This is a genomic window from Pseudomonas fluorescens NCIMB 11764 (assembly GCF_000293885.2).
Classification (GTDB): domain Bacteria; phylum Pseudomonadota; class Gammaproteobacteria; order Pseudomonadales; family Pseudomonadaceae; genus Aquipseudomonas; species Aquipseudomonas fluorescens_B.
The window spans coordinates 2,079,261-2,093,758 of sequence record NZ_CP010945.1 but is presented as its reverse complement, the minus strand read 5'-3'; the positions used below and the strand labels follow the sequence as shown (position 1 = coordinate 2,093,758).

The 14,498-nt window shown below is 61.6% G+C and carries 10 protein-coding genes; 4 read left to right on the top strand and 6 right to left on the bottom strand.

The features are described from left to right. The first annotated feature begins 40 nt into the window (after positions 1–40). A complete protein-coding gene (locus tag B723_RS09450; protein ID WP_031318381.1) occupies positions 41–2,566 on the top strand; it encodes a PepSY domain-containing protein in 2,526 nt (841 codons plus the stop codon). Between the two features lie 64 nt (positions 2,567–2,630). Here the strand turns inward: B723_RS09450 and B723_RS32880 are convergent, their stop codons facing one another. Then, positions 2,631–3,047, bottom strand: a complete 417-nt coding sequence (locus B723_RS32880; RefSeq protein ID WP_144425212.1) for a hypothetical protein — start codon at positions 3,045–3,047, stop codon at positions 2,631–2,633. Positions 3,048–3,179: 132 nt separating this feature from the next. After that, the gene (locus B723_RS09445) at positions 3,180–4,721 is read right to left on the bottom strand and encodes an alkaline phosphatase D family protein (protein ID WP_017336491.1); all 1,542 of its coding nucleotides are present in this window, start codon (positions 4,719–4,721) and stop codon (positions 3,180–3,182) included. A 407-nt stretch (positions 4,722–5,128) separates the two neighbouring features. Between B723_RS09445 and B723_RS09440 the strand changes: the two genes are divergently transcribed. After that, positions 5,129–5,428 (top strand): hypothetical protein, encoded by a 300-nt coding sequence (locus tag B723_RS09440; protein WP_017336490.1) that lies wholly within the window; start codon positions 5,129–5,131, stop codon positions 5,426–5,428. A 179-nt stretch (positions 5,429–5,607) separates the two neighbouring features. Here the strand turns inward: B723_RS09440 and B723_RS09435 are convergent, their stop codons facing one another. Genes B723_RS09435 through ptsP form a run of 3 tightly spaced genes read right to left on the bottom strand, consistent with a single transcriptional unit; the run spans position 5,608 to position 11,161 of the window. After that, positions 5,608–7,347, bottom strand: coding sequence for a PTS fructose-like transporter subunit IIB (locus B723_RS09435; protein ID WP_017336489.1), 1,740 nt, complete (start codon positions 7,345–7,347; stop codon positions 5,608–5,610). Between the two features lie 11 nt (positions 7,348–7,358). Then, on the bottom strand, positions 7,359–8,300 hold the full coding sequence (gene pfkB, locus B723_RS09430) for a 1-phosphofructokinase (protein WP_017336488.1): 942 nt from the start codon (positions 8,298–8,300) through the stop codon (positions 7,359–7,361). Beyond that, positions 8,300–11,161 (bottom strand): phosphoenolpyruvate--protein phosphotransferase, encoded by a 2,862-nt coding sequence (gene ptsP / locus B723_RS09425; protein WP_017336487.1) that lies wholly within the window; start codon positions 11,159–11,161, stop codon positions 8,300–8,302. Before ptsP ends, pfkB begins: the two co-directional genes overlap by 1 nt. Positions 11,162–11,443: 282 nt before the next feature. On the opposite strand from ptsP, the gene cra reads away from it, so the two are divergent. After that, on the top strand, positions 11,444–12,439 hold the full coding sequence (gene cra, locus B723_RS09420) for a catabolite repressor/activator (RefSeq protein ID WP_031318379.1): 996 nt from the start codon (positions 11,444–11,446) through the stop codon (positions 12,437–12,439). Positions 12,440–12,442: 3 nt separating this feature from the next. Further along, positions 12,443–13,222, top strand: a complete 780-nt coding sequence (locus B723_RS09415; RefSeq protein WP_017336485.1) for a TatD family hydrolase — start codon at positions 12,443–12,445, stop codon at positions 13,220–13,222. Here B723_RS09415 and B723_RS34100 read toward each other — a convergent pair. Continuing rightward, positions 13,219–13,923 (bottom strand): methyl-accepting chemotaxis protein, encoded by a 705-nt coding sequence (locus B723_RS34100; protein ID WP_414879635.1) that lies wholly within the window; start codon positions 13,921–13,923, stop codon positions 13,219–13,221. The genes B723_RS09415 and B723_RS34100 overlap by 4 nt on opposite strands. Between the last annotated feature and the right edge of the window lie 575 nt (positions 13,924–14,498).

Sequence of the window (14,498 nt, the reverse complement as noted above, 5' to 3'; positions counted from 1 at the left end):
GCGCCGTGATGACAATTTTCGAACGGACAAGGCGAGCAACGTGTTGAAGAAAACCCTGTTCCAGTTGCACTGGTTTTTCGGTATCAGTGCCGGGCTGGTCCTGGCCCTCATGGGCATCACCGGGGCGACAGTGTCGTTTGAGGATGAAATCCTGCGCGCACTGAACCCGTCGGTGTTGCAGGTCGAGAAACAGGTCGCCGGCGTGCTGCCGCCCGCTGAGCTGGTGGAAAAAATCGAAGGCGCCTCAGGCAAGAAAGTCGCGATGATCTGGGTCGACACCGACAGCGGCAACGCCGCACGGGTGTCCTTTACCCCGCCACCGGGCGAGCGTCGCGGCGAGATGCGCTACTTCGATCCCTATACCGCCGAGTTCATGGGCAACGCCATCGGCCAGGATTTCTTCGGCCTGATGCTGCAACTGCACCGCTTCCTCGCCATGGGCGATACCGGTCGACAAATCACCGGCGCCTGCACGCTGATCCTGGTGTTTTTCTGCCTGTCCGGCCTTTACCTGCGCTGGCCGCGCCAGTGGAAAAGCTGGCGCGCCTGGCTGACCCTCGACTGGAAGAAAAAGGGCCGCAGCTTCAACTGGGATTTGCACTCGGTGGCCGGCACCTGGTGCCTGGTGTTTTACCTCCTGGCGGCACTGACCGGGTTGTCCTGGTCCTACGAGTGGTACAACAAAGGCCTGACCCGATTGCTGTCCGACTCACCGCAGAACGAGCGGGTTCGCAATCGTGGTCCTGCGCCTGATGGCCCGGCACCGACCGCCGATTACGCCGCGATGTGGAGCAGCATCTACAGCGCTGCCGGTCCGACACTGAGCGCCTACAACATCCGCATGCCGCCCGTGGCCGGACAACCCGCGACCGTGTTTTACCTGTTGGACTCCTCGCCGCACGACCGCGCGCTGAACCAGATCACCCTCGATCCGGCCACCGGCCTCGTCAAACGCCACGACCGCTACAGCGACAAAAGCTTCAAGGCGCAGCTACTGACCAGCCTCTACGCGCTGCACGTCGGCAGTTACTTCGGGATTGTCGGCCGGATCGTCCTGACACTCAGCGCGCTGACCATGCCGCTGTTTTTCATCACCGGCTGGTTGCTGTACCTCGATCGTCGACGCAAGAAAAAGCAGATCAAGGACGCCCGCAAGGGCCTTGAACAACCGGACAGCGATGCCCCGGCGTGGCTGATCGGTTTCGCCAGCCAGAGCGGGTTTGCCGAGCAACTGGCGTGGCAGACCGCCGGGCAACTGCAAGCGGCAGGCTTGCCGGTGAAGGTTCAGCCGCTGGCCACTGTCAGCGAGCAGGACCTGCGTGATTCCAATAACGCGCTGTTCGTAGTCAGTACCTTCGGTGACGGCGAAGCGCCGGACAGCGCTCGCGGTTTCGAACGCAAGGTACTGGGCCGCGCGTTGAGCCTGGAGAGCCTGAATTACGCGGTGCTCGGACTCGGTGATCGCCAGTACCAACACTTCTGCGGTTTCGCTCGCCGCTTGCACACCTGGCTCGGCGAGCACGGCGGCAAGCACCTGTTCGCGCCCGTGGAAGTCGATTGCGGCGACCCTTACGCCTTGCGTCACTGGCAGCAACAACTCGGCCTGCTGACCGGACAGGCGCCCGTGGACACCTGGCAAGCACCGAGCTACGACAACTGGACGCTCACCCGCCGCGAATTGATGAACCCGGACAGCAACGGTTCGCCGGTGTACTTGCTGGGCCTCACCGCCCCGACCACCAGCAGCTGGCTGGCCGGTGACCTGGTGGAAGTGTTGCCCCGCAACTGCCCGTGGGCGATCGAGCATTTCCTCGATGGTCTTGGGATCGATGGGCGGGCGGCGGTGGTGCTTGATGGCTTGTCGCAATCGCTGGAACAAGCGCTCGCCACTCGCCAATTACCTTCGAACCGCACCCACCTAGTCGGCCTGCACGCGCAAGCACTGGTGGACGCGCTGGTGCCGTTGGCCATGCGCGAATACTCCATCGCCTCGATTGCCGCCGACGGCGTGCTGGAACTGATCGTGCGCCAGGAGGTGCATTCCGACGGCAGCCTGGGCGTCGGTTCCGGATGGCTGACCGAACACGCGCCGGTGGGCAGCACCCTCAGCTTGCGCGTACGGCGCAACAGCGGTTTCCATCTGCCGGTCGAACCGGTGCCGATGATCCTGCTGGGCAACGGCACCGGCCTGGCCGGGCTGCGCAGTTTGCTCAAGGCGCGGATTGCCGATGGGCAGACTCGCCATTGGCTGCTGTTTGGCGAGCGCAATCGCGAGCATGACTACCTGTGCCGTGCCGAGCTGGAAGAGTGGTTGATTTCCGGGGACATCGAGCGTCTGGACCTGGCGTTTTCGCGGGATCAGGCTGAAAAGATCTACGTGCAGGATCGCTTGCGTGAATCGGCCAATCTGCTCAAGCAATGGCTGGCCGACGGCGCCGTGATTTACATCTGCGGCAGCTTGCAGGGCATGGCTTCAGGGGTGGATCACGTGCTCAACGAAGTGCTGGGGATTGAAGAGGTCGACCGCCTGATCGAGCAAGGTCGCTATCGCCGAGACGTTTACTGAGGGAAAGTGAACAACCTGACGTCACATGAAAATGTGCCGTCAGGGCAGGTTCTCAACGCGAAGCTCAAGGTGACGTCAATGGGTCGCTGCTTGTGGGCTGCTTTTTGATATTGAGCCGCTTATCAATACGCTCGACGTCCTGAGCAGCCGGGCATCGAACTTTAGAACAGTCGTGATCCCGGCACATCTTGTCGCAGTCGATGGCTTCTTGATCCATCTGGTAATCAAGGATACAGACGTCGCTCGTATTGCTTCGGTAAGCACCGTTACGATCTACATCCTTTGCGAAAATAAAGCAGTTCTTTTCGTTTCCGGGAAAACCGATATCACAAACCCAACCTGCGACTAATCCCCAATCCCCATTACATATACCTGCATTAGTTTCATTGGTTTTTTTGCAAGCAGAGAGCGCGAGCGCACAAAAGATCAGAGATACAACGGTCTTCCATGCTGACCCTGATTGTCCTTTTATATATTTCATCAGCTATTACTCGGTTGGTTTTGGTTTAGCCTAAATAAAACCCACCACAAAACACCTGTAAGAAATGACAGACAATTATATTGATTGGCAATAAGCGGTCACCGCACTCAAGTCAGTAATGCCTATTTGTTCTTACATTGGCTGCAATTTCTGCTCAAACACACTCACCCCATCCAGATCCCGCAATACCACACTCATCGCCCCCGTCGCGCCCTCGATATTCACCTCGCCAAAAAACTGAAACCCGGCAAACGGCGAGGTGTTCTGCGCCGGCGGTGCCTTCTCGAACACCACTTCAGGACCAAAGGTTTTATCCAGCGGGTTAGGCCCGAAACTCCCCGCATTCAATGGCCCGGCGACAAACTCCCAGAACGGTTCGAAATCCTGAAACGCCGCCCGATCCGGGTGGTAATGATGTGCCGCGCAGTAATGCACATCCGCCGTCAGGAACACGAAATTGCGCACCTGTTGCGCCCGCAGAAAACCGAGCAATTCAGCGATTTCCAGCTCTCGCCCCTGGGCCGGTCCCGGATCGCCATTGGCCACCGCTTCCCAGCGCGCCACGCCGGGGCTGATTTCGCCATCGGGCACGCCGAGACCGATCGGCATGTCGGCGGCGATGACTTTCCACTGGGCGCTGGAGGCCTTCAATTCACGCTTGAGCCAGTCCAGTTGCTCACGTCCGAGAAAGGGTTTGGCGGCCCCCAGATTGTTGTCATTGGCTTCGCGATAGCTGCGCATATCGAGCACAAACACATCGAGCATCGGCCCATAACTGATTTGGCGATAGATCCGCCCGCCACCGTCGGCGCTCTGCAACCGCATCGGTGCATATTCCAGCCAGGCCTGGCGCGCGCGCCCCACCAGGCTGTGGATATCCTTGCTCTTGTAGCGCTCATCCAGTTGCTTGCCCGGCGACCAGTTGTTCACCACTTCGTGGTCGTCCCACTGCCAGATCTGCGGCACTTCGGCGTTGAAGCGACGGACGTTTTCGTCCATCAGGTTGTAACGGTAATTGCCGCGATACTCATCGAGGGTTTCGGCGACTTTGCTCTTGGCCTCGCTGGTGATGTTGTGCCACACGCGGCCGCTTTCCGTGGTCAGCTGCGCGGGCACCGGACCGTCGGCGTAGATGGTGTCGCCGCTGTGGATAAAGAAGTCCGGCAGGCGCAGGCGCATGGCTTCGTAGATGCGCATGCCGCCGATCTCCGGGTTGATGCCGAACCCCTGGCCGACGGTGTCGCCGCTCCAGACGAAACGGATGTCGCGCCGGGTCTGCGGCACGCTGCGCAGGTGACCGAACCAGGGTTCGCTGGTGACACCGCTCTGGGCGTCTTCGAAGTGCACGCGATAGAAAATCGCCTGATCGGCAGGCAGACCAGTGAGCTCCACACGCGCGGTGAAATCGCTGCGGGCATCAGCCAGTGGCGAGACAAAACGCCGAGGGTTGGTGAACAGACTCCGGGTGTCCCATTCCACCACCATCCGCGCCGCACGATCGCTACGGATCCAGACCATCGCCCGATCACCCAGCACGTCACCGGACTGCACGCCATCGGTGAGTTGCGGCCGGTCCTTGACCGACGCAATCACCGCCGGTGCAAGGCCGGGCATCAACAGCCCGGCGCCGACCGCTTGCATGACACGACGGCGACCGAGGTTGAATTCGCTCATGGTGTTCTCCCTGAAAAAGGAAAACTAAAACACGCCTGCATGACCCACGGATGACACGGCTCCTACAAGGCCTGCATCGTTCTCCCACACGGGCGGAAATGATCATCGCGAGGCACACAACTTTTCAAGACGTTTCCTACAACGTATCTTGTTGCCGCGTTTCGGGATCGACTCCATAGTTCGGGCTCGCGGAAAACACCGCGAACGACCTTGGCCGGTCGGTGCAGGAACGCTACAGCGTAACAACACCTCCTCAGGTACTTCGTGCCTGAGGCGTTGTTTTATGGCGGCTGTGCGTGGGACACCTTCGGGTGTGCCGGTTCCTGTACCCGGTCGGCCAACCCGCGTATGGCTGCCACCCTCGTTTGGCCGCGAGTGGTGGTAGCTCCAATTACAGGAGTTACATCATGTTCCAAGTCATGCCGCGTTACCTCCCGATCGACACCTACGACGCCGAAACACCGGTGCTCTTCGTCAACACCCACAAAGAACTCAGCGAACTCACCGCCTGCGCAATGCATCGCTTCACCGTGGTTCGCGATCTGGCAGACACGTTCACCAGCCTGAATCTGAAAAACATTTCCGATTGTGATCTGACGCGGATCACCCGCGCCGTGCATCTGCTGATGCGAGAGGGCTGTGCGGTGCTGGATGTGGTTCAGGCGCGGGCGTTGCAGCGGGAGAATGAGTACAAAACCCCGGCTTGATGGTGTTGCCACTGACGCCATCGCGGGCAAGCCCGCAGGTTAAGGCGTTTGCCACAAATCTTGTGTACGAAAGAGATCACTGTGGGAGCGGGTTTGCCCGCGATGACGGACTCGCATTCAACATCTATGTTGGCTGAAAGACCGCTTTCGCGAGCAAGCCTGGCTCCTGCAGGTTTGCGTCAGGCGCTGACGGGTTCTACCGCCAGCTCAGTAACTTCCGGCCGCTTGACCACCGCATACACCACCGCCGTCAGCAAACTCCCGGCCACAATCGCCAGCAAATACAGCAACGCATGGTTGATCGCATTCGGAATCGCCAACACAAACAATCCCCCGTGCGGCGCCATCAGTTTGCAGCCGAAATACATCGACAGTGCGCCCGTCAGCGCACCACCGGCAATGCTCGCCGGAATCACCCGCAGCGGGTCCTTGGCGGCAAACGGAATCGCCCCTTCGGAGATAAAGCACAGCCCCAGCACCAGTGCCGCTTTCCCGGCCTCGCGTTCAGTCTGGGCGAACTTGCGTCGGGCAATGAACGTGGCGATGCCCAGGCCAATCGGCGGCACCATCCCGGCGGCCATCGTCGCCGCCATCGGTGCATAACTTTGCGACGCCAGCAGCCCCACCGAAAACGCATAGGCCGCCTTGTTGATCGGCCCACCGAGGTCGACGCACATCATGCTGCCCAACAATACGCCGAGCAGAATAGCGTTGGTGGTGCCCATGCTGTCGAGGAAATGCGTGAGCCCCGCGAGCATCCCGGCCACCGGTTTGCCGACCACGTAGATCATCACCAACCCGGTGAACAGACTCGCCAGCAACGGGATGATCAGGATCGGTTTCAGCGCCTCAAGGCTTTGTGGCAAACGCGCATACCGATTGATCGCCTGCGCCGCGTAACCGGCGATGAAACCGGCAATGATCCCGCCGATGAAACCGGCGCCCAACGTGCTCGCCAGCAGACCACCGATCATCCCCGGCGCAAGCCCCGGGCGGTCGGCAATCGAGTAGGCGATGTAACCCGCCAGCAATGGCACCATCAGTTTGAACGCGGTCTCGCCGCCAATCTGCATCAGGGCGGCGGCGAGTGTGCCTTCCTCCTTGAAGGCGGTAATGCCGAAGACGAACGACAACGCGATCATCAGACCGCCCGCCACCACCATCGGCAGCATGAACGACACGCCGGTCAGCAGGTGTTTGTAGACGCCGGTCTTCTCCTTTTTGACCGGGCCGTTGGCGCCGGTCGCGGCGCTTTCCTGTTTGCCTTCGGCCAGCGCTTTGTTCAGCGTCGCTTCGGCTTGCTTCAAGGCGATGCCGGTACCGCAACGGTAGATTTTCTTGCCGGCAAAACGCTCGGTCGCGACTTCGATATCGCAGGCCAGCAGCACCACGTCGGCGTCGGCAATTGCCGTCGCGCTCAACGGATTGCGTGCACCGACCGAGCCTTGTGTTTCGATCTGAAGGTCGTAGCCCAAACGTTTCGCCGCTTGCTGCAAGGCTTCAGCGGCCATGAAGGTATGAGCAACGCCGGTCGGGCACGCGGTGATCGCGACCAGCCGGGGTGCGTTTTTCGTGACAGCTACGGGTTCGGCGACCGCTGCAGGTGCGACGTAAACCTCAGCTTCGTCGGCACCACGACGCAGCACGGCTTCGACATCTTGCAGGGCGTGCGCCGGGGTACTCTGGAACACGCGTTTGCCGACGAATCGCGACATATCTACCGGCGTGCTGGTCACCAGCAATACCCACTCGGCCGCCTCGATCGTTGCCGCCGACAATTGGCGTTCAGGGTGCGCGACATCGTTGACTTCGACACTGGTGCTCCAGCCCTGACGCTGGGCCGCCGCATCGAGCAAACGGGCGCACAGCACGCTGGTGACCATGCCGTTGGGGCAAGCCGTAACAATGGCTAACTTCATGACAAACCCTCTTATTGTTCTGTCAGGGGACGCACGCGCACACCCTGTTCAAGCCGCGCCAATTGCGCCGCATCACCGATGCCGAAACCGATCTGGGTCACCGCCATCGCGGCAATCGCCGTGGCGGTGCGCAGGGTCTGTTCCGGTGTGTCGGCGCTGAGCAGACCGTGGAGCATGCCGGCCAACAGCGAATCACCCGCGCCGACCGTGCTGGCGACGCTAACCTTGGGTGGCGTGGCATGCATCGCCGAACCGACACTGAACCAGTTCACGCCATCGGCGCCGTGGGAAATCACCACGTGCTCGATGCCTTGCGCATGCAAGCGGCTCGCTGCCTCGGCTTGAGCCGCGACCGACACCACTTCGCAGCCGAGCACTTCGGCCAGTTCTTCGGTGTTGGGTTTGATCAGCCACGGGCCGGCCTTGAGCGCCGCGCGCAACGCTTCGCCACTGGTGTCCAGGGCGACGTTCAAACCAAGATTCTTCAAGCGCACAATCAGCGCCTGCAACCACTCGGGACTGATGCCCTGAGGCAGGCTGCCGGCAACGACGACGGCATCATGACCCGGCGCAATCTGATCGAGGCGATCCAGCAACGCCTGCTGCGCCGCTGCACTCACCAAGGGGCCGGGGCCGTTGATGTCGGTGATGCGCCCGTCGTGTTCCGCCAGTTTGATATTGCTGCGGGTTTCGCCGGGGACGCGGATAAACGCGTCGACAAAACCGCGTTTGGCAAACAGGGTTTCGAACGCCTGAAGATTGTCTTCGCCGAGAAAACCGCAGACGGTGAGCGAATGCCCAAGGTCCACCAGCACCTGCGCCACGTTCACGCCTTTACCGGCGGCGTGGGTGTGCATCTCGTCGCTGCGATTGACCTGGCCGGGTTCAAGGCACGGCAACTGCACCGTCAGGTCCAGCGCCGGGTTGAGGGTCAGGGTCAGGATTTTGGCCATTACAGGGCCTCCACTAATGCGCGCACTTCATTGGCGCTGCCCACGGCCAGGGCCTGTCGGGCAAGGGTTTGAGTCTGGGTCAGACTGAGTTCGCGAATGCGCGCCTTGACCTCGGCAATGCTGCGGCCCGACACGCTCAACTCGTCCACGCCGAGACCGACCAGTACCGGCACCGCCAGCGGATCGGCCGCCAGCTCGCCGCACACGCCGACCCATTTGCCATGGGCATGGGCCGCGCGCACGGTGATGTCGATCAGTTGCAGCACCGCCGGGTGCAAGCCGTCAGCCTGGGCCGACAAGGTCGGATGACCACGGTCGATGGCCAGGGTGTATTGCGTGAGGTCGTTGGTGCCGACGCTGAAGAAGTCGACTTCCTTGGCCAGCACCGGCGCCAGCAGTGCAGCCGATGGCACCTCGATCATGATCCCCAGTTGCAGGTCCGCCACCGGGATTTCCAGACGTAGCCGTTCGGTCATGTCCCGCGCCTGCCGCCACTCGTCAACGCTGCCGACCATCGGGAACATGATGCGCAGCGGGCGGTTGTCAGCAGCCCGCAGCAGGGCGCGCAATTGCGCTTCCATGATGTGCGGACGCTGCAAGGTCAGGCGAATGCCGCGCACGCCGAGGAAGGGGTTCTCTTCCTTGGCGATCGGCCAATACGGCAGCGGTTTGTCGCCGCCGACGTCGAGGGTGCGCACCACCAGGGGGCGACCAGCGAGGCCATCGAGCACGCGACGGTATTCGACCTCCTGGGTCGCTTCGTCCGGCGCTTGCGAGTGGGCCATGAAAATCAGTTCGGTACGCAGCAGGCCAATGCCTTCAGCACCCTGCTCCACTGCGCTGGTGACGCCGGCGCTTTCACCGATGTTGGCGAACACTTCCACCGCGTGACCATCGGTAGTCAGTGCCGGTTGATGACGCTGTTCGGCCGCCGCTTTCAAGCGTTGCTCGCGGGTGTCACGCTCTTCGGTGGCACGCTGCAAGGTCGCCGCATCGGCATCGACATGCAAACGACCGCGCTGGCCGTCGAGCAGCAACGGCGTGCCCGGTGCCAGCAGCAACACCGCCGCCCCTGCGCCGACCAACGCCGGAATACCGAGCGCACGGGCGACGATGGCGCTGTGCGCAGTGGCGCCGCCCCGGGCGGTGAGAATGCCGGCGACGCGGGTAGGATCGAGACGCGCCACGTCGGAAGGACCGACTTCATCCATCACCAGAATGTACGGCTGATCAGGTTCACTCGGGGTTTCGACGCCGCTCAGTTGCGCCAGCACGCGTCGGCCGATATCGCGCAAATCTGCCGCGCGCTCGGCGAGCAACGCATCCTGCAGCGCTTCCTGTTGTTTCGCCGCCGCTTCGATCACGGCCATCCACGCCGCTTCAGCGCTTTCGCCCTGCTTGAGACGAGTCTCGACTTCATCGGTCAATTCCGGGTCGTCGAGCATTTCCTGGTGGGTGATGAAGATTTCGCGAATGGCTTTGGATTTGCTGCGCTCGATCAACCCTTCGATGTCGCGACGCACATCTGCCAGCGCTTGCTTGAGGCGCTCGCGCTCAAGGGCGGCAGACTCACCGCGCAACGGGTATTCGATGGTTTGCAGCACTTGAATGTGTGCCGGGCCAATGGCAATGCCCGGTGCTGCCGGTATGGCTTGAACCACGCTGCCGGACGCCGGAGCGAGCAACACTTCGGCCACATCCGCGACGACTTCGCGCTGTTGGCTCACCACCGGCAATGGCTCGACTTCTTCACCGAGGCCTTCTTCGATCGCGGCCAGCAAGGCTGGCAAGGCGTCGGCGGCAATGCTTGGCTCGGCGACAAATTCGAGTACCTGGCCGCGACGGGCGCCGAGGCTGAGCAACTTGCTCAAGCTCTTCACCGACACGGCGCTGTCCTGTCCCTCGACGAGCCGGACGCGAATCTCGCCTTCAAAACTCTTCGCCAGTTGCGCAAGGATTTTCGCCGGGCGCGCGTGCAAGCCGTGGGCGTTGGCCAGTGCAATGCGCGCGCTCGGCCAGTCCGCCGGCAACTCACCGCCGAGCACTTCGAGGACTTTACGACTACTCGTGGCGCGGCCCAGTTCATGGCCACGGCCTTCGATCAGCAGCGCGCAAAGGCGTTCGAGCAAGGCCTGATGCGCCTCGCCGAGGCTGGCCAGGCAGAACAGACCACTCAGTGGCTGACCGAGATAACGCATCGGTTTGTCCGGGGTGACGAAGGCCAGGCCCGGACGCTTGACCGTCTGTTCGCTGTGCAACCACCACAGGCCATCGCCGAGTGGCAGCGCTTCGACCTGTTGCAACACGGCGGAAAAACCATTGCTCACACAATCTGCCTGACGCAGCAAACGGGCACCGCGCCAGACCAGTTCTTCGAAGTCATCGGCCGACACACCCAGGCCGATCATCTGTGCATCCAGCGCCAGCTCCTGCGGCGCGCCTTGCAGCAGTTTCAGCAAGGCTTCGGCAGAACTGGCGCGACGCAGGGCCTGGCCCAGATCGGTCTCGCCAAGGGCGCGGGTCAGCAGTTGCAGGAGCCGCAAGTGTTCATCGGATTTGGCGGCGATGCCGATCGCCAGGTAAACGATCTGGCCGTCGCCCCAATCCACGCCGTCGGGAAACTGCATCAGCCGCACACCGGTGGAAAACACCTGGTCGCGGGTTTCCGGCGTACCGTGGGGGATGGCAATACCTTGGCCGAGAAAGGTCGAGCCCTGGGCTTCGCGTGCTTGCAAACCGGCGAGATAACCTTCGGCCACAAGACCATCGGTGACCAGATGCCGAGCCAGTAACTGCAACGCTGCGGACTTGTCCACGGCCGACTGGCCCATGGAAATCTGCTCTATGGTGAGCTCGAGCATGCTTTCTCCTTTTTGGCACCTTGAGGTGCCAGGTATTGTTTTGAATGAGTCAGCTTAGGCGCTTAATCATCACTTTTGGCGGTTTCACGGCAGAACCGGCCAAATGCACCTGAAACGTAGAAAATACGCTTGCTGAAACGTTTAATCTAGAATGATTGGCACGTTACTCGATTATGTCCCATCCTTGAAGCCCAACTTGTCGGATTGGCTGCGACAATAGTTGCCTGCCCGAATCGGGTAGGATTGGCGAAAATGTCGGCCGACAAACAAGGAAAACCCGAGTTGAAACTCAGTGATATCGCCCAGCTGGCTGGTGTGTCCGTGACCACCGCCAGTTATGTCATCAATGGCAAGGCCGAACAGCAACGCATCAGCAGCGCCACCGTCGAGCGCGTGCGCGCGGTCGTCGAGCAACATGGCTTCACGCCCAACCCCCAGGCGGCCGGGCTGCGCAGTCGGCACACCCGCACGTTGGGCTTCATTTTGCCGGACCTGGAAAACCCCAGCTACGCACGCATCGCCAAACTGCTGGAACAAGGTGCCCGGGCCCGTGGTTATCAGTTGCTGATCGCCAGCTCCGACGACGCGCCGGACAGCGAACGGCAATTGCTGCAACTGTTCCGCGCCCGTCGTTGCGACGCGTTGATCGTCGCCAGCTGCCTGCCGACCGGTGACGACAGTTACCGTCAGTTGCAGGCCAAGGGTGTCCCGATCATCGCCATTGACCGGGTCATGGAGCCTGAGCATTTCTGCTCGGTGATCAGCGATGATCGCGAAGCCAGCCTGCAACTGACACGCAGCCTGCTCGACCCGTTGCCCAAGCAGATCGCCCTGATCGGCGCACGCCCCGAACTGAGCATCAGCCAGGAGCGGGCGGCCGGGTTCAAGGAAGCGCTGGCCGGGTTCAAAGGCGAGATCCTGATCGAACACGGCGAATCCTTCAGCCGTGAGTGCGGCAAACAGTTGATGGAAGACATGATCCAGCGCCTGGGCCATCTGCCGGACGCGTTGGTGACCACGTCCTACGTGTTGCTTCAGGGCGTGTTCGACGCACTGCACGACTTCCCGTTGAAAACCCGTCCGCTGCGCCTCGGCACGTTCGGTGACACGCAGTTGCTGGACTTCCTGCCGCTGCCGGTCAACGCCATGGCCCAGCAGCACCAGTTGATCGCCGACAAAGCACTGCAACTGGCCCTCGCCGCCATCGAGCAATCCGATTACCAGCCCGGCGTGCAAGCCATCGCGCGGACCTTCAAGCAGCGTATTCGCCAGGACTGAACCGTGGAGCTGATCGACACCCACACGCATCTGGATTTTCCGGATTTCGACGAGGATCGTCAGGCGCTGCTCGCCGAGAGCCGCGCCCTCGGTGTGCGACGGATCGTGGTGCTGGGGGTTTATCAGGCCAATTGGCAGCGCGTCTGGGATTTGGTGCTGAGCGATCCCGATCTGCATGCGGCGTTCGGTTTGCACCCCGTGTATCTGGAGGATCATCGCCCCGACGATTTGCACGAGCTGGGCGACTGGCTGACGCGTTTAGCCGGTCACCGCCAATTGTGTGCGGTGGGCGAAATCGGCCTGGATTACTTCATCGAAACCCTCGACCGCGAGCGCCAGCAGGCGCTGTTCGACGCGCAATTGCAACTGGCGGCGGACTTCAATCTGCCGGCGCTGATTCATGTGCGACGCAGCCATGCGGCGGTGATTGCCACGCTCAAACGGTTCAAGTTGAAACGCGCGGGCATCATTCACGCCTTCGCCGGCAGCAAGGAAGAGGCCCGCGAGTACATCAAGCTCGGTTTCAAACTGGGTCTTGGCGGCGCGGCGACCTGGCCGCAGGCCTTGCGCATGCACCGCGTCCTCGCCGAGTTGCCGCTGGAGTCGGTGGTGCTGGAAACCGACTCACCGGACATGGCGCCCGCCATGTTTCCCGGTCAACGCAACAGCCCGGCGCATTTGCCGGCGATCTGTGCGGCGCTGGCTGAAATCATGGCGATCAGTCCGGAACAACTGGCCACCGCGAGCACGAACAATGCCTGTGAGTTGTTTAACTTTCTCTAGACCCGGAACGCGCTGATCAGCTGTTTAAGCTCCACCACCTGAGCCGACAACGCCCGACTGGCGTTCTCGGTCTGGTGCGCGCCTTCGGCGGTGCGCTCGCCGGCTCGGTTGATCTCGACGATGTTCTGGTCGATGTCGTGCGCCACGGCGGTCTGTTGTTCCACGGCAGCGGCGATCTGCTGGTTCTGATCGACGATCATTCCCACCGCCCCAAGGATATTTTCCAGCGCCTGCTGGACCTTTTCCGACTGCCCCACCGTGCCATTGGCCATTTGATGGCTGGTGCCCATGGCTTTCACCGCCGCGCCGACACCGCTGTGCAGCTTGGCAATCATCTGCTCGATTTCTTCAGTGGATTGTTGGGTGCGTTTGGCCAGGGTCCGGACCTCGTCCGCCACCACCGCGAAGCCACGCCCCTGCTCGCCCGCCCTCGCCGCCTCGATGGCAGCGTTGAGCGCCAGCAGGTTAGTCTGCTCGGCGATGCTCTTGATCACCTCCAGCACCCGACTGATGGACTGGCTGTCGCTGGCCAGTTGATTGATCACCAGCACCGATTGATCGATCTCGCTGGCCAGTGCGGCAATGCTGCCCTGTTGCGATTCCACCAGACCGCGACCGCTGACCGTCTCGTCGTTGACACTGTGGGCACTGCTGACCGCCGCCGCCGCACTACGAGCCACCTCCAGTGACGTGGCCGACATCTGATTCATGGCCGTGGCGACCTGTTCGATCTGTGTGCGCTGCCCCGCAACGGCCTGGTTACTCTGGGCCGACACATTCTCGACCTGACCGGCCTGACGCTCGACTTCACCGACGGTATGGCCCACACGCTCGATCAGGTCATGGATTTTCTTCACGGTGCCGTTGAACACCTCGCCCAACTCGCCCAGCTCATCACGGCTGTTGGCGTTGAAGGTCACGGTCATGTCACCGGCTGCCACCTTGTCCATCATCGCGCCAAGACGCTTGAGGGTGGTGCGGGTCGAGACGTAGAAACCGCCATAGAGGTAGAAGATCAACACAAACACCACCGACAACGCGACGGCCTGCAAGACCATGTGCGTGCGGTTCTGAGTCAGCCGCTGCTGCAACTGGGTGTCGAGGAATTTCAGGGTGGCTTCGTTGAGTTGATAAGTCTGGTCCATCAGGCCGGTGACCTGATCATAAAAGGCCTGCCACGGCGCATCGAGGGTGTCGGCCATTACCACTTGTTCTTCGAACAGTTCACTGGCTTTTTTCAGCGTTGCCTTACTGCTCTCGGCCTGGGCGGCCAGGG

Bases quoted from the DNA above. Each gene is read 5' to 3' on its own strand.
- B723_RS09435 (WP_017336489.1), bottom strand. From the start codon at position 7,347: ATGAAGTTAGCCATTGTTACGGCTTGCCCCAACGGCATGGTCACCAGC.
- ptsP (WP_017336487.1), bottom strand. From the start codon at position 11,161: ATGCTCGAGCTCACCATAGAGCAGATTTCCATGGGCCAGTCGGCCGTG.
- B723_RS34100 (WP_414879635.1), bottom strand. From the start codon at position 13,923: ATGTCGGCCACGTCACTGGAGGTGGCTCGTAGTGCGGCGGCGGCGGTC.
- B723_RS32880 (WP_144425212.1), bottom strand. From the start codon at position 3,047: ATGAAATATATAAAAGGACAATCAGGGTCAGCATGGAAGACCGTTGTA.
- B723_RS09440 (WP_017336490.1), top strand. From the start codon at position 5,129: ATGTTCCAAGTCATGCCGCGTTACCTCCCGATCGACACCTACGACGCC.
- B723_RS09445 (WP_017336491.1), bottom strand. From the start codon at position 4,721: ATGAGCGAATTCAACCTCGGTCGCCGTCGTGTCATGCAAGCGGTCGGC.
- pfkB (WP_017336488.1), bottom strand. From the start codon at position 8,300: ATGGCCAAAATCCTGACCCTGACCCTCAACCCGGCGCTGGACCTGACG.